The sequence below is a fragment of the Halomonas sp. McH1-25 genome (assembly GCF_022348165.1).
Classification (GTDB): Bacteria; Pseudomonadota; Gammaproteobacteria; order Pseudomonadales; family Halomonadaceae; genus Modicisalibacter.
The window spans coordinates 1-16214 of record NZ_JAKRFI010000012.1 but is presented as its reverse complement, the minus strand read 5'-3'; the positions used below and the strand labels follow the sequence as shown (position 1 = coordinate 16214).

Here is a 16214-nt window from a genome sequence, read left to right as displayed (position 1 = left end):
ATTCATCCTCGCATCGTAAAAATAGCCTGTCCGCACCGGCGACCGGTGCGGACAGGCTATTGTACCGTCATCGCCGCTCTGGCGGCCAATCGATGCTCAGCTGACGCGAAGTTCGCGACGCAGCACCTTGCCGACGTTGGTCTTGGGCAACTCGTCGCGGAACTCGATCAACTTGGGCACCTTGTAGCCGGTCAGTTGCTGACGACACCATTGACGCAACGTCTCGGCATCCAGTGCCTCGTTGCGCGACACGACGAATAGCTTGATCACTTCGCCATTGGTCTCGTCGGGGACACCGACGGCACAGGCCTCGATCACGTCGGGGTGACCCGCCACCACATCCTCGATCTCGTTAGGGTAGACGTTGAACCCCGAGACGATGATCATATCCTTCTTGCGATCGACGATCCGTATGTAACCATCGTCTTGCAGCACGGCAATGTCGCCGGTTCGTATCCATCCCTCCGTATCGAGAGTGACCGCCGTATCGTCCGGACGGTTCCAGTAGCCCTTCATGACTTGGGGGCCTTTTACGCAGAGTTCACCGGCTTCGCCGAAGGGCAGAGCTTCGCCATCGCCGTCGACGACCTTGACCGAGGTACCCGGCACCGGCTTGCCGATGGTGCCCAACTGGATGGCGCGCGGAGGGTTGAACGACACTACCGGCGAGGTTTCCGTCATGCCGTAACCTTCGGCCACCGGACATCCGGTCACCTCTTCCCAACGCTTGGCCACGGGCTTGGTCAATGCCATGCCGCCCGAGATCGTCAGCTTGAGCGACGAAAAGTCCAGCCCACGAAAGTCTTCGCGATTGCACAACGCATTGAAGAGCGTGTTGAGGCCCACGAAGCCGGTATATTTCGTGGTCTTCAACAACTTGATGAAAGCGTCGATATCGCGTGGATTGGGTATCAGGATCGTATGATTGCCGGTCTCCATCATGAACAGGCAATTCACGGTGAAAGTATAGATGTGATAAACCGGCAACGGTGCAATCACCGTCTCGCAGCCTTCACCCAGCACGTCGGAGATTACCGCACGTGACTGCAGCATGTTGGCGACCAGGTTGGAGTGGGTGAGCATCGTGCCCTTGGCCAGCCCCGTCGTCCCTCCGGTGTATTGCAACGCAGCCACGTCGTCCTGCTGGCGAACGATCTCGCGATGCCCCAGTCCATGCCCTTTCGCTAGCGCCTGACGAAAGTCGGCCGCTTCCGGTAGCGAGTAGCGCGGCACCATCTTCTTGATGTACTTCACCGCCGCGTTGATCAGCAGACGCTTGGGAAAGCCGTGAATGTCACCGATCTGGGTCACCAGGACATGGCGAATCTCGGTACGCGCAATGACCCGCTCCAGCTTGTCCGCCATGTTGGCCAGGATCACGATGGCCTTGGCGCCGGAATCCGTGAACTGATGCTGCATTTCCCGCTCGGTATAGAGCGGGTTGGTATTGACGATCACCAGACCGGCACGCAGGGCGCCGAAAACGGCAATCGGGAACTGCAACAGATTGGGTAACTGAATGGCGATACGATCACCGGGCTCGAGATCGGTCTCGTGCTGCAGCCATGCGGCGAAATCGCTGGACAGTCGGTCCAGTTCGGCATAGCTCAGCGTACGCCCCATACAGCTAAAAGCTGGCTTGTCGGCGAAACGCCTGACCGAGGCATGAAAAACGTCCATGACCGAGGCGTAATCATCCAGCCCCTCAAGGGCGGGTCCGGAAAGGATGGGAGCGGTGGCGTGCTGGCTCATGGATTTTTCTCCGCAGTGAACCGATCGGTACCGGTTTCTTGTTATCTCGAGCGTAGTGTGGAACGCGCCGTTCGCCTGGACAGGCACGTGCTTTGATCGCACCTTATAACAAGGCCGCCGCGCTGTAAAACGAACGATTGAAACAATCGTTCACTTATCGACCAATGGGGAATTCGCCTCTCGCTGGGAGACCAGGCGTGCCTGGACCTCGCCATGCCGCCACACCAGCATCTCGCCAGGCTCCATACGAGTCCAGCGTTCATTGTCGGTCAGCGGTTCGGTGGCAATCACCGACACGACATCATGACTGGTGGTGTGTTCGACGAAATCGACCACTATCTCGGTATCGCTGAGTTGCGCCTTGCCAAAGGGCGCACGTCGCGTGATATGGGCCAGTTTCGTGGAGCAGAAGCAATACAGATAGTGGCCGTCCGACAGCAACAGATTGAAAACGCCCAATGTTCTGAGGTGCTCGCAAATTTCGTGCAGCGCCTTCCAGAGGCTCTCGTGACACGCCGGTGGCGAGGGAAAACGGCGTCTCAGCTCACCCATCAACCAGCAAAAGGCATGTTCGCTATCGGTCGTGCCGACCGGCGCATAAAACGGCAACGCCAGCGTTTCCCATGCTTGGAGCTGGCCGTTATGGGCATAGCACCACTGCCGCCCCCACATTTCACGCGTGAAAGGGTGCGTATTGGCCAAGCGCACTCCACCCACGTTGGCTTGACGAATGTGACTGATCACGACATTCGACTTGATGGGATAATCGCGAATCAAGCGGGCGATCGGCGAGTCGGCCGATGGATGCGGATCGCGGAAATCGCGGTAGCCTCCTTCTTCATAAAAGGCGATTCCCCACCCATCGCGATGCGGTCCGGTCCCACCGCCACGCCGCAGAAAACCGGTCAGGCTGAAACAGATATCGGTGGGCACGTTGGCGCTCATGCCCAACAACTCACACATGCGGCTCCTCCCGGCGCATGGCCCGGCGACGTCGCGATGCGCGTCGCCGCCAGACGATCAACAACACTGCCACGGCAATCGCGGCCAACAGCCAAAACCCAAGCGCCAAACGATATTCCTGCAAGTATGGGCTCCCCTCGCCCCAGAGTTTCTGCGCTTCTCGCGGCAGCGCATTGGCCACGCGATTCAACAGGGTATTTACACGATCCGCCAGGGTCGGCTGGTCAGGGGTAGTCGCCTCCTGACCCTGCAATTCCTGGCCACTCAGCCCCTCACCGAAACCGATGCTATCGAGGCCTGTCTCGGCATCGGCGTTGAGCTGTAGATCGGGCAAGGTCAGGATACGCGTCTCACCGTCGAGTTCGACACGCGCCGATAGCGTGACAGGAACGCTGACATTGGGGTCGACCTCAGGCAGGTCGATGCGCCAGCGCTTGTCATCGACAGGAATCACCTCGAGCGTCTCTCCCAAAAGCCGTGCCTCGATCCGGGTGTTGTCGACACCGATGCGCGGATGTTCGGAGCGTAGGGCGACGCGCCCGGCGTTTTCATCGAGCTGCGCCTCGATGGCCGGCAGCACATTGACCGCCTGCTGCAATTGCCGGACGTATCCGCGCCCCCTGGCAGTTACCGATAGGCGGGCATTGCCGAGGGCCTCCAGCGGAGGAAACGCTCCCTGATAACGATCACCTTCACGCCGCAGCGTCACCGACTCGATGACGTCACCCTCGGTCGCACGCAACTCGGCGGTGATGTCGAGTCCGGCAGCTTCCTCCTCGGTCAGAGGGATCCCTCGGGATTCCATCCAGGCCTCGACCGGAGCCTGGAAACCCTGATAGAGAGTGGTCGGCATTTCGCTCGTACGCAGCGTCAGGGACGAGTCGACATTGATGCGACTGTCGTCGCCGATGTTGCCTTCGATACGCCATTCGCCTGCGCCGGGTGAAGGCACAGTAATGACGTCGAAGCGATCCTGGGCCTGCCATTGAATCGTATCGGGATGATCCTTGGCGGTGTATCGCTGGCCGGCCGGACCGACCAGAGTCAACGGCGGCGAGTCGGGATCGTGGAACAGCAGTGCCGAAAAGGAATCGACCCGCTCGTCGATGGTGAAGCGGCCTTCCTGCAATGGCACCTGCTCGACCGGAAAGATGCGGTCGAGTACATCGAGGAAGGCGCGCAACAGCGCTTCGGGATTTTCCGCCACGGTGGCAAGCCCACCGCTCATGGTAGCCAGCTGCTCGACCAGCGACAGATCGACGCCTGGCGAGAAGGCGATGGTGTGTATCACCACGCCCCGATCGGCCAGTTCGGGCGCCAGCTCTTCAAGTAAACGTCGCCGTGAGGCGGCATCAGCCGCCTGCTTGTCGCCGCGTGGCGCGGGGACATCGACCACCCCGTCGGTCAACAGGATCAGATGCCGTTCCCCCGATGCCGGATCGGCCTGGGCGGCCGTACGGATGGCCTGTTCGATGTCGGTATACTGCTGATAGTCGACGAGCGCCGGTTTCAAGGCCAGGGCGCGCCGACGCCAGCCCTCGTCAACCTGCGAGGTGGGCAGGATATTGGAAACATCGCTGCCGAACGTCCAAAGGCCGCTGCTCGCGCCCGATGGCATCAGGGAGACCAGCAGTTCCAGTGCACTGCCACTCAAACGGTTGGGATCGTTCTGCTTCATGCTGCCCGAGACATCCACTACCAAGCGAACGTCCGGCCGCTCCTGAGCCCACCCTTGGCCGGCCCAAGCCAGCAACGCCATGACTATCGCAGCGATCAAACTTCGCATCGAGTATCCTTATCTTATCACCGGCTCCCGGCGATCCTGGGCAGTGCTCACCGGAGCATCGCCATCCTCTGCGCCATCGTTTGCGCCGGCATCGCGCCGTCTCAGCCATACCCATAGCATTACACTCAGCGCCGCACCAATGCCGGCACCCAGCAGCAGCAGCGCTAGCGCACCGCGCATTGCCTCGCCGTCGTGCTGCAGAAACGCCACACTGGACACCACAACGGCGGGTGCAAGGCCATCATAGGTGGAGCCGCCCTCCAGCCGGGTCAGGGTAAAACCGGCAGGCATCCACACCAGACCAGCCACCACGCCCGTAATCACCAATTTCGGCAATCGCGGCAACCAACGAATGGCAAGGTAGCCAGTCCCCAGGACGACGAGCGACAATGCCACATAGCACAGCCATAGTAATGGTATGGAATCGGATATCAGCATCTGCTTATTTCCCTAACTCATTTGTCCATCATGGTACACCGCACCCAATGAAAGCACAGCCGCCGATCATTTCGTCGAACTCCGAATCTCCTGTAGCCCGCTTCGCGCGTGCCGACGATCCCGACTGGCATTGGCTGGAAGACCGCGACGACCCCGAGGTCAAGCGCTTTCTCGATGCCGCCAATGCACAGAGCGAGCAGGCGTTGAAAACGCTCGAGCCCTTGATGGAAGCGCTTTACCAAGGCCACTTGGCGCGTCGCGAACTGGCCGTCGAAGGACTGCGAACGCCGCTGGAACGCTACACCTACTGGAGCGAGACCGCGGCGGATGCCGACTATCCGGTCTGGTGGCGTCACCCCAATCAGATCCCTGCTCAGAAGGAATGCCTGCTCGATCTCGAACGGCGCTCCAGCGAACATCACTACCTGGAGCTCGGCGACCTGGCCATTTCACCGGATGAAGACTGGCTGGCGTGGACAGAGGATCGTCGTGGCGACGAATACTTCGAACTCTATCTACGCCGCTTGCCCGATGGCGAACCGCAGCTCATGCTCACGGATATCGGTCCCGAACTTACCTGGGCCGAGGATAACCGGACTTTATTATTTACCCGTTACGATGCCACACAGCGCCCCTCGAGTGTCTGGCGAATGACACGAGACGGCAATGAGCCCGTGTGCATTTTCGAAGAAGCCGATCCGGAATTCTGGGTAGGACTGGGCAAGACCCGGTCAAAGGCTTGGCTGGTTCTCGAGACAGCTTCCAAGGACACCTCGGAATGCCATCTGATTCCAGCGCGTTCGCCAGCCGCCCCTCCGCGCTGCATTCGCCCTCGGGAAAATGGCGTGGAATACAGCATCGAACACCGTCCCGGACATTTCTACGTCATTCACAACCGCGCCGCTCCGCATTTTCGGCTCGACATCGCCGACGAAGAGACACCCGGCCACTGGCAGCCATTGCTCGATCACCGACAGGATCATACTCTGGAGGGCATCGATGCCTTCGACTGGGGAGTGGTCCTCACCGAACGCGACCACGAACAGGCCCAAGTGTTGCTGCGTGTCATCGAGTTCGACGTCCGGCATGCCATTCGTGAAGATCGTTATTTGCCGTTGGCCGACACGCCATGCAGCCTGACGTTGGGCGACACCCCCGATTTCTTTTCCCGGCGTCTGCGCCTGCGCGAAGAGTCTTTCACGCTCCCGGTCCGCTGGGTCGAACATGACCTGGATAGCGATACGCGTAGCGTGCTGAAGCGCATGCCGATCCACGGCGACCTTCCTCCCGAGGCGCTCGTCTGTCAGCGCATCTGGGCGACATCCCACGATGGCGAACGTATCCCCGTATCGGTCGTGGCTCGCGCCGACCTGCTGGGCAAGCATCCCCTGCCCACGCTGCTTTACGGCTATGGCGCCTATGGCGAGGTTCTCGATCCTTGGTTCTCGGTGGCGCGTCTGGAACTGCTCGAGCGCGGTATCGCATTTGCCGTTGCCCATGTACGCGGCGGCGGCGATCGTGGCGAACCCTGGTATCTGGCAGGCAAGCTCGAGCATAAGGAGAATAGCTTCCGCGACTTCCTCTCCGCCCGCAATGCCCTGGTCGATACCGGCCTGGCCGACGCTCAACGCATCGCCGCTTACGGGGCCAGTGCCGGCGGACTGCTGGTCGGCGCCAGCATCAACCTCGCTCCCCAGGCCTTCTGCGCTGCAGTACTCGACGTCCCTTTCGTCGACGTACTGCGCACCATGGAGAATCCCGACCTGCCGCTGACGACGGCGGAATACACCGAATGGGGCAATCCCGACGAGCCCGCTGTCCGGCGTCGCATTCGCGCCTATTCCCCACTCGACAACCTGGCTGCCCATCCCTACCCCAGCGTTTTCCTGCAAGGCAGCTGGCATGACTCACGGGTGCCCTACTGGGAGCCCGCCAAGCTATATGCCCGCCTGACCGAGTTGGGCACGGCAAGAGGGCCGGTGCTACTGCACACCGACATGGCCGCCGGCCACGGCGGTGCATCGGGACGCTTCAAGGCTTGGCGCGATGTCGCCCGGCAGGATGCCTTCGTGCTGTGGGCGCTGGGCGAGGCGGAACGCTAAGTCAGGAGACAATGAAGCCCCTGGCTCACCCATGCCCGGCATGGGTGAGCCAGCTAGCGGATTCAGTCATCGATGGACAGCACAGCGATGATATGGTCTTCGAGTTCATCGTCGGGCACGCTTCCTTCAGGGACGGCGAAGCGTGCCACCCCGATACCCGCACGCTGCACACTGCGTGGATCGCCGGATACCAGAGGGTGCCAACTCGCTAGCCCGCGCCCTTCATGCAGCCGTCGGTAGGCACAGCTCCCGGGGAGCCAACGAAAGGCCGGCAAGTTATCCAAGCTGAGCTTGGTGCAACCCGGCACATGCGTAAAACGGTTGGCGTAGTCACTGCAACGACAATGCGGGATAACGAGGAGTCGACACGCCAGGTCGAGGGTAACGATGTCGCCGCTATCCTCGTCCTCGAGCTTGACCAGACAACACTGGCCACAGCCATCACAGAGCGCTTCCCACTCGTCGTCGCTCATTTCCGATAGCGAAAAGCGCTCCCAGAACCGCTCACGCATCAATACCGGGCCTGCGTCGGGGTGCGATACAGATCCAATAGATATTCTTCCTTGGCCGGCGGCATTTGCAGATAAAACCCCTGCTCGTCTATCGCTGCCATGACCTTGCCCGCATCGGCTCGTGCCAGCGCCTTGTCTTCGGTCAGCAGCAGGGTCATCAGCGACACCGGCTGGCCGAAGCGTTCGAGCAATGCAGCCGGCACGTCTTCCAGGCCGCGGCGCTTGTCAACGTAGAGATACATCTCGTCCTTTAGGGGGCTCTTGAAGATTTCACATATCATCTTGCGCATATCAGCTCCTTGCAGTCTCGGCGGCTACGGCGTCCAACGCCTTCCTGAAGGGGTCGGCGAGCAGCTCGCCCCGCCACCCATCGGGTAACGGCAGGGGCAGACGCTCCATGTCAGCCACGACCAGCGCTTCGATATCACGCCGGCGCGCCAACAGTTCCGGTGCCACCCCCAGCCGCTCCGCCGCTTCGCTGACGCACCTCTTGAGCGCCTTGAGGCGACGCTTGAATGCCCCCGACATCGGCGAGGGCAAGGCCGCCGGCAGCTGCTCCGGCTCGAGATGGATCACGTCACGTACAATGGCCAGCAGCGTATCGCCCTCACGCTTGACCAGGCTGGGCTTGACGCCTTCCACCTGGGACAGCTCATAGCGATTGGCAGGCAACGTCTCGGCGATGGAAAACAGCACCTTGTCGCTGATTAGCCAGTTGCGCGGCATATCGCGGTGACGCACTTCCCCTTCGCGCCAGGCCGTGAGTCGTTGATAGGCAGCGATCGAACGCGGATCCAGCCGCCACAACTGGCGATGTCGGCGATACCATTCATCGTCGTTCTCGGCGCTACGCTGGGCCTGGCTCACGAGTTCGTCGCAGTCGGCCTGCAGCCACGCCAGGCGATTCTTGGATTCCAGGGCCTGACGCTGCAACTGCCAGATCGGCAATAGATAGACGACATCCAATGCCGCATAGCGGCATTGCGCCTCGCTCAAAGGACGCTCGAGCCAGTCGGAACGGGTCTCGTCCTTGGGCAGCACATCCCCTGTCCAGTGCTCGACCAGGCGCTGGTAACCCATGGCGGGCGTTTCACCCAACATGGCCTGGGCAAGCTGGGTATCGAACATCGGCTGCACGACGACGCCGGACCACTTGGCCAGAACTTCCAGATCTTCGCTACAGGCATGCAGCAACTTCACCGGCCCTTCTTGGCCCAACAGGTGACGCACGGCATCGTTCGCTTCCAGAGCTTGAGGGTCGATCAGGAAGACTTTGTCGCCACCCGTCAGCTGGATCAGGGCAGGTATCGGATGGAAACTGGATTCGCGAATGAATTCGGTGTCCATGGCCAGATACGATGCCTTCGCCAGCTCGTCGCAGGCACGGTTCAAGGTCTCTGGGGTATCCACCCAGTGTATATCGGGATCAACAGGCATCGCGTCATCGTCTGGTTCGGTTCTTGTTGCGGTCGTCAGTCGCCGAGAAACGGCTGTCGTCCATTGAAGGCCCGGCTCAACGTACCGCCATCGACATACTCCAGCTCGCCCCCCATGGGCAAGCCATAGGCCAGTCGTGACAGCCGCAAGCCACGCTCGCGTATCTGCTCGGCAATATAGTGTGCCGTCGCTTCACCTTCGACTGTCGGGTTGGTGGCGAGTATCACTTCCTCGACGCCCCCTTCGTCGAGACGCGCATCGAGCTGGTCGAGTCCGATATCCTCGGGCCCGATCCCATCCAAGGGCGACAGGTGGCCATGCAGAACGTAGTAGTAACCGTGATACCCACCGGCATCTTCGATGGCCAGCAGGTCGGCTGGCGACTCGACGATGCACAACAGCGAAACGTCACGTCGGGGGCTGCTGCAAATCGAGCACAACGCTTCCTCGGTCAGGGTGCGACAACGTCGACAATAGCCGACGCGCTCCAACGCCTGTTCGAGCACGCTAGCCAGCCGACGCCCCCCTTCCCTATCCCGCTCGAGGAGGTGAAGTGCCATGCGCTGGGCAGTTTTGGGCCCAACGCCCGGCAGCACCCGCAACGATTCGAGCAATCGGTCGACGAGAGGCGAAAAGCTCATTAGAACGGCATCTTGAAACCGGGCGGCAGATTGAGCCCGGCCGTGGCCTCTTCCATCTTGGCCCGTGAGCTGGTTTCCACCTTGCGTACTGCGTCGTTGACCGCTGCCGCCAACAGGTCCTCGAGCATTTCCTTGTCCTCGTCCATGATGCTGGGGTCGATCTCGACCTTACTGACATCGTGACGGCCATTCATGACAACCTTGATCATGCCGGCGCCGGCTTCGCCCGTCACTTCGGACTGGGCGATCTCCTCCTGCACCTGCTGCATCTTTTCCTGCATTTCCTGGGCCTGCTTCATCAGGTTGCCCATTCCGCCCTTGAACATGTGGTCACCTCGTTAGTGTCATGAATCACTCCGCTTGCCCTTGGGGCGAAACGGTCTGTACGAGCAGGCGCGCACCGAAAGCCTGTTCCAGTTGCTGGATATGCGGGTCATCACGCAACGCTTCAACCGCTGAGGCATGACGTTCGGCAGCCTCGCGATCACTGCGTGCCTTGGGCGTCTCGATGCCCTCGGGAAGCTCGGCGGGCTCGATGAGCACACGCCGCTCCAGACCTGCGCCAGCCAGCGCCTGCCGGATCCGCTCGACATGCACCTCGGCATTCATCGCCGCCTGGCTTGGCGCCAGGCGTAACTGCACGGTCTGGCCGTCATCATGGTCGACAATGCAGTGCGCTGCCAGATTGCGGGTCAGTCCGGCCAAACTCAGGCGAGGAAACAGGTCGAGCCAAGCGGCATGATCGAGTGGGCCCGTTCCCTGTGGCTGGGTGACAGCCTGCGCCTCGGGAGAGGCAAACGCAGAAGATGCCGCGACCGTCGTCGTGGCTTCTGCCGACTCCGCGGGCATATCCGCCGGCGGGAGTGGCGGCACGGCTTCCTCGGCAACCGGCGTTGCCGGTGCCGGGGCTTCTGCGACAGGTGCCGCCTCGGACATAGCAGCTACTGGTACCGGGTCGCCTTCGGCGCTGGCGACGTTACCTTCCTCAGCAGAAAGGTCTTGCCGAGCGTCTTGCGCATATTCCCAGGGCGGAGGCTCCTCATCCTGGCCCCCGAGCCGCTCCCCGTCCGTGGCCGGCTTGCTCTCAGCGAGTGGCTGACTCGCTCCCCTCTCGCCGGCTTTCGCACTTTCCGACACCGGCGCATCAGGCACTCCGCGAGAGGGTGCCGGTGCTGTCTGAACGGGCGGGGATTGCTGAACGGGCGGACGCTCCGTTACGTTCGCGGGCGTGCCGGTGTCACTCCGCGGAGGCGTTTCCGCCTGCTGACCACGCAGGGGCAGTGGCGTCTGCGCCGGCTTGGGTACGCCCTGAGGACGAAAGGCCAGCATGCGCAGCAAGGTCATTTCCAATGCCGTACGCGTATCGGGAGCGCTTTCCATATCGGCGCGACCCTGCAGACCAATCTGGTAGTAGAGTTGCACGTCTTCGGCAGTGAAGCGGGCCGCCAGCGCCAGCAACTCATCCCGGTCACCGTGACCGTTGTCGAGAGCCTCCGGCACCATCTGCGCAATGGCCAGGCGATGGAACACGCCCGCCAGGTCATCGAGTACGCCGGCAAAGTCTGGCCCTTGCTCGGCCAGACTGGCGATTTCCGCCAGCACCCGCGCCGCATCGACCTCGGCCAGCGCCTCGACCAATGCCAGCATGTGACGGTGGTCCAGCGTGCCGAGCATGGCGGCCACATCGGCCCGCACGATTTCACCCTGGCCGAAGGCGATCGCCTGATCGGTAAGACTCATGGCGTCACGCATGGAACCGTCGGCGGCCTTGCCGAGCAACCACAGGGCACTTTCATCGAACGGCACCCCTTCCGCCTGGAGCACCTTTGCCAAGTGTTCCACGATGCGCTCGGGCGGCATGTTCTTGAGCGTGAACTGCAGGCAACGCGATAGCACCGTGACAGGCAATTTCTGCGGGTCGGTGGTGGCCAGCAGGAACTTGACGTGAGGTGGCGGCTCTTCGAGCGTCTTCAATAATGCATTGAAGCTGTGCGTCGAGAGCATATGCACCTCATCGATGAGGTACACCTTGTAACGGCCATGCGTTGGCGCGTACTGCACGTTATCGAGCAGTTCCCGAGTGTCTTCGACCTTGGTGCGTGATGCCGCATCGACCTCAATCAGGTCGACGAAACGGCCATCATCGATCTCACGGCAGGTGCTGCACTGGCCGCATGGCGATGAGGTGACCCCGTTTTCGCAATTGAGGCACTTGGCCAGGATACGCGCCAACGTGGTCTTGCCCACCCCCCGCGTGCCGGTGAACAAATAGGCGTGATGCAGCCGCCCCTGGTCGAGTGCGTTGACCAGGGCACGCTGGACATGCTCCTGACCGACCAGTTCGTGGAAGGTGCGTGGGCGCCACTTGCGGGCCAGTACCTGATAGCTCATGCGGCAGGAATGTCCTCGGCTCTTGGACCAGGCATGCCAATGGCAGCCCATCGATGACAGTGAACGAAACGGACTATTCTAAACGGCTTGGGGAGAGGCGAAAAGCGTGGCCAGGATTGCGACAGCCAAAAATGGAGGCGGCCCACCAGCCACATCCCGGCACACGCAGCCACCACTACCGTTGCTCCCTTCCGGGCCTGGCGGGGTTCGCGGTTTAGCGTTGCGGGAGGACCGATGGGCCACCACAGACGTGCCTGCACGAAAACGTGTTTCGGCGAGACAAGCCCCACAAGCGCTTGTGCATCAATGCGTTGTGGAACGAGGCCACACTATACCAGCACCCAGAAGGCGCATCAAGCACCCCTGTCACTCCTGCGCTGAAACAGGCTTCGCTCCTGAGAAACGAAAGAAAAACAAACATTAGATATAAATAACTAAAAGTTTGGCGTTTTATTCATCTCTCTGGCTGCTACCCTTATTTCTACTATTAAAAAGCGCCGCATTATTTTTGCTTTTTATAATATTAACTAAAAGGAGCGGACTGATGGACAAGGATCCGAATAAAGGCTATATCGCCATGCTCGGTTGGAGTCTCAACGCTATCGAGGCCCTGGAACGTTTTGACCGCCGCTACGTCATCGTGGCCCCCGACTGGGCGCAGGAATATTGCGAACAGCATAACATTCCGTACCTACCCTGGAACTTTGAGCGCCTCAACGATCGCTCCATGGAAATCGCCGAGACGCTAAAGGACATGGGCGTCGATGTCGCCATTCCGCTGTTCGAGGAAACCGTGGAATGGTCCGGTGCCATCAACTCGGTGCTCATGGACAATCCCCGCCTCTATGGTCAGTCCATCCTGTTTCGCGACAAGGCCTTGATGAAGCGGCGTGCCCAACTGGGCGGCATTCGTGTCGGCATCTTCGAGGAAGCCCACGACCGTGAGGACGTGGTGCGCTTCCTCAAGCGCGTCAACCAGACACTTCTCAAGCTCGACGGCGACCCGAACGACCCGATTCACCTCAAAGCCTTCGACAAGGCAGGCTGCCTGGGGCACCGTGTGATTCGCACCCCGGACGAGATCGACATGATTCCCGAGGAAGAGTTTCCCGTCCTGATGGAAAGCCATCTGGATGGCTGGGAATTCGCAGTCGAAGCCTGGATCCATGATGGCAAGATTCGCTTTCTCAATATTTCCGAATATGTGACGCTGGGCTATTCGGTCTTCGTTCCCGCCACACCGGAGCTGGAGAAATACCGCCCCCAAATCACGGCCCAAATCGAGAAACTGATCAAAACCTTCGATATTCAGTTCGGCTTCATACATCCCGAATACTTCGTCACCAGCGATGGCGAAATGTACTTCGGCGAGGTCGCCTACCGCCCCCCGGGCTTCAAGGTCTTCGAGCTGCTCGAGCGAGCCTACGGATTCAACGCCTACCAGGCGATGGTACTGACATTCGATCCCAAGACCACCGAAGAAGAGATCACCAATTTCTTCCCCCGCGAAGTGGTGGATGCCAAGGGCTACGCAGGATGCTTCGGGGTCTATCCGCGCCGCCGCGTCGTCAGCAAACTGGAGATTCCTGAAGAAACCGAACAGCACGAATACTTCGAATCCCACGAGCTCACGGCTCCCCTCGAAGAGACCGTCACCAAACGTACGGCGTTCGGAACGCACTGGGGTCTGATATATTTCTTCGGTGACGAGCCGCACAAGATGCGCGATCTCCTCAAGCATCAGGAAGAACTCGATTTTTATGTCTGACCATTGGTGAGAAAGGATCCTGCTTGACTACCGAAGACCGTACCTCCAGCGGGGGCGAACTGCCCCCTCTACTGGACAAGCTGGACGATGCGACGCAGGCGCTGGCCCAGACCAGTTCGTTCGCCAAGCCTCTCAAGAGCGGGCGTGTCCTGCATGCAGCAAGACGTGTACTCATGGTCGATGGCGGCTGCGCGGCCCTCGAAAAGCGTATGCCCACGCTGGAAAGCGCCGGCATTTTCGAAGGCTCGGACTGGTCGCAGCCGCAAATTCTATTACCCGCCTTGGCCAAGCACTCCCTGGCAGCCGCTGCAACGGAAACCGTCATGCTGGAAGCCTTGAGCGAATTGCGCATGTTGGCTGTCGCGCGGGGCAATTACACCCACGCCTCGATTTCACGGCAACAGGCCCACCACCACCTGACTCAGGTTCTTGCGCTCAATCTGGACCTGCTGTTCATGCCGCCCAGCGAGGCCGAGCGAACGCGCCAGGGCAACCTGGCATTGCTGACAAGACGTCTGTTCCAGTATCTGTCCGACGGCATCGGCTACGAGCATATCGTCGACAAATTGATAGACGAGATCTGGCGTATCCTGGAGCAGCGTCCCATCCAGGTGGATACCGTCAAGCAAATGATCCTGCAGATCGCTGCCTGCCAGGCCAATCCCAACATCGAATTGGGCAGCAGTGGCCAAGGGGCCGATCGCTTGATCAGCAGCTTGTTCGGCACCACCAATGGCTGCCGGGAAGACCCCGGATTGGACATCTACCAACAGCGCCTCGAGGCAATGGACAACGCGGCTCTGCAATACGAAGCCACCGGCTTTGCCCGGGCAATGCACGATACGGGTTTGGTTTCGCCCTATCATTCGCAATTGCTGCGTTTTTTGCTAACCCGGGGCGACCACCTGCTGAGCGAGGCCATGGGGCTCTCCAGCACCGGACGCGATTGCCTGCTGTGCTACCGTGAGTTGGTCCACGCCATGATCGATCTCGCCGTGCATCCTCAGACGCCACAGGCCATCTATGGCCTGGCTCTGCTGCTCGAGCGGGGCATTCTCTATCAACCCCCGGTCGCTCCAGCTCTATGGCGCCAGGTCGCGCTACCGTTATCGCCCTATTCGCAGCAGCGCTTGCATATTGCGTTCGGCGACACGCCCTCACCCGCCGCCCGTCTCATGGAAGGCGTGCTGTGCATGCTCGGCCAGCCGCTGGGTGTCGGCCAAGGCAATAACCCGACTTGCCAATCGGCACGCGCATTGTCGATGTGGGCCTACAACGACCCCGACTATCTACTGCAGATGGTAGCCTGGGCTGCCCGTGACGATGAAATCATCATGCATTTCGAAGGCCAGCCGGTCTCGTCACGGGAAAATCCCGAAGGCGTCGCCAAGCAGTTGCCGATCGACCTCGACCCGGTTTCCCTGCTGGTCGTACCGCACCTGGATCGCATCTATGCGGAAATGGGCCGGCGCTGTATCGGACGCGACGAAGATCCCCACCGTTGGATCAATCCCGAGTTCCATGGCTGGTGGGCCGGACGAGGGTTTCGCATTGCCGTGGACATCGCTACCGGTCAGTTGTATCGCCTGGACGACTTCCTGCGCTACTTCTATGCCAGCTACCATCCGTTCTATAACGGCAATCAGCCATTGATCCATCCCCAACCGGCGGGCATCGCCATCACGGACAGCGCTGCCCGCTTCATCGGCTGGCATGCCATTACACTGCTGCGCGTCAGTCTCGATCCCCAACAGGTCATGCGGATGTACTTCTTCAATCCCAATAATGACAGTGGGCAAGACTGGGGCGACGGTGTCGTCGTCAGCACCTCGGGGCACGGGGAACGTTTCGGCGAAGCGTCACTACCCTTCGAGGACTTCGCTTCGCGGTTGTACATCTTCCATTATGATCCGCTCGAACCGGGAACGCCCACCAACATCGACCCCCACAGCATCGACACAGTGATCGCCAAGATCCAGCGCAGCTGGGGTGCCGATCGTCAGCCCTCCGGTGGGTTACAGGCAGGCACTGGACAGGCTTGACCTCCTGAACGTCGAAGCCCCCGGCAGCTTGCACTGCCGGGGGCTTCGCCCTCATCGACCAGGTTGGCCGGCTTGGGACTGACGGCTCAATCCGTCTGGTTACCGTGCCCGGCCGCCGCCTGCATACGCCGACGCAGGATCGGCCCGACGATGACCGGCAGCACCAGGCCGACGATGGCCACGACCCACAGCCCGATGGCCAGACCGCTGTCCCACAGCGCGGTCCAGTCGCCGTCGGCGATGTCCAGCGTGTGGCGCAGGTTCTTCTCCATCTCCGGCCCCAGCAGCAGACCCAGGATGATCGGCACCATGGGAATCTCCAGCTTGCGCAGCAGGTAGCCGAACACCCCGAAGGCGACCATGAAGTACAGATCGAACGCCG

Annotated in this window: 13 protein-coding genes, 1 other RNA gene and 1 pseudogene; 3 read left to right on the top strand and 12 right to left on the bottom strand. The window is 60.8% G+C overall.

Features of this window, described 5'->3' with window-relative positions; all coding sequences use genetic code 11:
- Positions 1-96: 96 nt before the first annotated feature.
- The 4 genes from MHM84_RS20650 to MHM84_RS20635 all read right to left on the bottom strand — a co-directional run bounded on the left by MHM84_RS20650 (position 97) and on the right by MHM84_RS20635 (position 4939).
- Positions 97-1752 (bottom strand): AMP-binding protein, encoded by a 1656-nt coding sequence (locus MHM84_RS20650; protein WP_239268829.1) that lies wholly within the window; start codon positions 1750-1752, stop codon positions 97-99.
- Positions 1753-1902: 150 nt separating this feature from the next.
- Positions 1903-2715, bottom strand: coding sequence for a class II glutamine amidotransferase (locus tag MHM84_RS20645; protein WP_239268827.1), 813 nt, complete (start codon positions 2713-2715; stop codon positions 1903-1905).
- The gene (locus tag MHM84_RS20640) at positions 2708-4501 is read right to left on the bottom strand and encodes a vWA domain-containing protein (protein WP_239268825.1); all 1794 of its coding nucleotides are present in this window, start codon (positions 4499-4501) and stop codon (positions 2708-2710) included. The genes MHM84_RS20645 and MHM84_RS20640 overlap by 8 nt, the downstream gene beginning before the upstream one ends.
- Positions 4502-4510: 9 nt before the next feature.
- Positions 4511-4939: a hypothetical protein gene (locus MHM84_RS20635; protein WP_239268823.1), complete on the bottom strand. Its 429-nt coding sequence runs from the start codon at positions 4937-4939 to the stop codon at positions 4511-4513.
- A 47-nt stretch (positions 4940-4986) separates the two neighbouring features.
- Here MHM84_RS20635 and MHM84_RS20630 point away from each other — a divergent pair, with 47 nt between their 5' ends.
- Complete coding sequence (locus tag MHM84_RS20630; protein ID WP_239268821.1) at positions 4987-7041, top strand: prolyl oligopeptidase family serine peptidase; 2055 nt, start codon at positions 4987-4989, stop codon at positions 7039-7041.
- Positions 7042-7103: 62 nt separating this feature from the next.
- Here MHM84_RS20630 and MHM84_RS20625 read toward each other — a convergent pair whose 3' ends face one another.
- From MHM84_RS20625 to ffs, 7 genes are all read right to left on the bottom strand, one after another.
- Positions 7104-7553, bottom strand: a complete 450-nt coding sequence (locus MHM84_RS20625) for a YcgN family cysteine cluster protein (RefSeq protein ID WP_239268819.1) — start codon at positions 7551-7553, stop codon at positions 7104-7106.
- The gene (locus MHM84_RS20620; RefSeq protein WP_239268817.1) at positions 7553-7843 is read right to left on the bottom strand and encodes a YcgL domain-containing protein; all 291 of its coding nucleotides are present in this window, start codon (positions 7841-7843) and stop codon (positions 7553-7555) included. The genes MHM84_RS20625 and MHM84_RS20620 overlap by 1 nt, the downstream gene beginning before the upstream one ends.
- Before the next feature lies 1 nt (position 7844).
- Positions 7845-8990 (bottom strand): ribonuclease D, encoded by a 1146-nt coding sequence (gene rnd, locus MHM84_RS20615; protein ID WP_239268815.1) that lies wholly within the window; start codon positions 8988-8990, stop codon positions 7845-7847.
- Positions 8991-9025: 35 nt separating this feature from the next.
- Entirely contained in the window at positions 9026-9631 is a 606-nt protein-coding gene (recR, locus tag MHM84_RS20610; RefSeq protein WP_239268814.1) for a recombination mediator RecR, read from the bottom strand.
- A complete protein-coding gene (locus tag MHM84_RS20605; RefSeq protein ID WP_239268813.1) occupies positions 9631-9957 on the bottom strand; it encodes a YbaB/EbfC family nucleoid-associated protein in 327 nt (108 codons plus the stop codon). The genes recR and MHM84_RS20605 overlap by 1 nt, the downstream gene beginning before the upstream one ends.
- Before the next feature lie 25 nt (positions 9958-9982).
- Positions 9983-12022 carry a DNA polymerase III subunit gamma/tau gene (gene dnaX / locus MHM84_RS20600; protein WP_239268811.1) on the bottom strand — a complete coding sequence of 680 codons (2040 nt, stop codon included), beginning with the start codon at positions 12020-12022 and terminating at the stop codon, positions 9983-9985.
- 140 nt (positions 12023-12162) lie between these two features.
- An RNA gene (gene ffs, locus MHM84_RS20595) (signal recognition particle sRNA small type) lies at positions 12163-12259 on the bottom strand.
- Positions 12260-12566: 307 nt separating this feature from the next.
- Here ffs and MHM84_RS20590 point away from each other — a divergent pair.
- The gene (locus MHM84_RS20590; protein ID WP_239268809.1) at positions 12567-13790 is read left to right on the top strand and encodes a carboxylate--amine ligase; all 1224 of its coding nucleotides are present in this window, start codon (positions 12567-12569) and stop codon (positions 13788-13790) included.
- Positions 13791-13813: 23 nt separating this feature from the next.
- Positions 13814-15832, top strand: a complete 2019-nt coding sequence (locus MHM84_RS20585) for a hypothetical protein (protein ID WP_239268807.1) — start codon at positions 13814-13816, stop codon at positions 15830-15832.
- A gap of 86 nt (positions 15833-15918) precedes the next feature.
- Here the strand turns inward: MHM84_RS20585 and MHM84_RS20580 are convergent.
- Positions 15919-16214: pseudogene (locus MHM84_RS20580) on the bottom strand (tripartite tricarboxylate transporter permease); the annotation flags it as partial.

Bases quoted from the DNA above. Each gene is read 5' to 3' on its own strand.
- dnaX (WP_239268811.1), bottom strand. From the start codon at position 12,022: ATGAGCTATCAGGTACTGGCCCGCAAGTGGCGCCCACGCACCTTCCAC.
- MHM84_RS20640 (WP_239268825.1), bottom strand. From the start codon at position 4,501: ATGCGAAGTTTGATCGCTGCGATAGTCATGGCGTTGCTGGCTTGGGCC.
- MHM84_RS20590 (WP_239268809.1), top strand. From the start codon at position 12,567: ATGGACAAGGATCCGAATAAAGGCTATATCGCCATGCTCGGTTGGAGT.
- MHM84_RS20620 (WP_239268817.1), bottom strand. From the start codon at position 7,843: ATGCGCAAGATGATATGTGAAATCTTCAAGAGCCCCCTAAAGGACGAG.
- MHM84_RS20630 (WP_239268821.1), top strand. From the start codon at position 4,987: ATGAAAGCACAGCCGCCGATCATTTCGTCGAACTCCGAATCTCCTGTA.
- rnd (WP_239268815.1), bottom strand. From the start codon at position 8,990: ATGCCTGTTGATCCCGATATACACTGGGTGGATACCCCAGAGACCTTG.
- MHM84_RS20645 (WP_239268827.1), bottom strand. From the start codon at position 2,715: ATGTGTGAGTTGTTGGGCATGAGCGCCAACGTGCCCACCGATATCTGT.
- MHM84_RS20635 (WP_239268823.1), bottom strand. From the start codon at position 4,939: ATGCTGATATCCGATTCCATACCATTACTATGGCTGTGCTATGTGGCA.
- MHM84_RS20605 (WP_239268813.1), bottom strand. From the start codon at position 9,957: ATGTTCAAGGGCGGAATGGGCAACCTGATGAAGCAGGCCCAGGAAATG.
- recR (WP_239268814.1), bottom strand. From the start codon at position 9,631: ATGAGCTTTTCGCCTCTCGTCGACCGATTGCTCGAATCGTTGCGGGTG.
- MHM84_RS20625 (WP_239268819.1), bottom strand. From the start codon at position 7,553: ATGCGTGAGCGGTTCTGGGAGCGCTTTTCGCTATCGGAAATGAGCGAC.
- MHM84_RS20650 (WP_239268829.1), bottom strand. From the start codon at position 1,752: ATGAGCCAGCACGCCACCGCTCCCATCCTTTCCGGACCCGCCCTTGAG.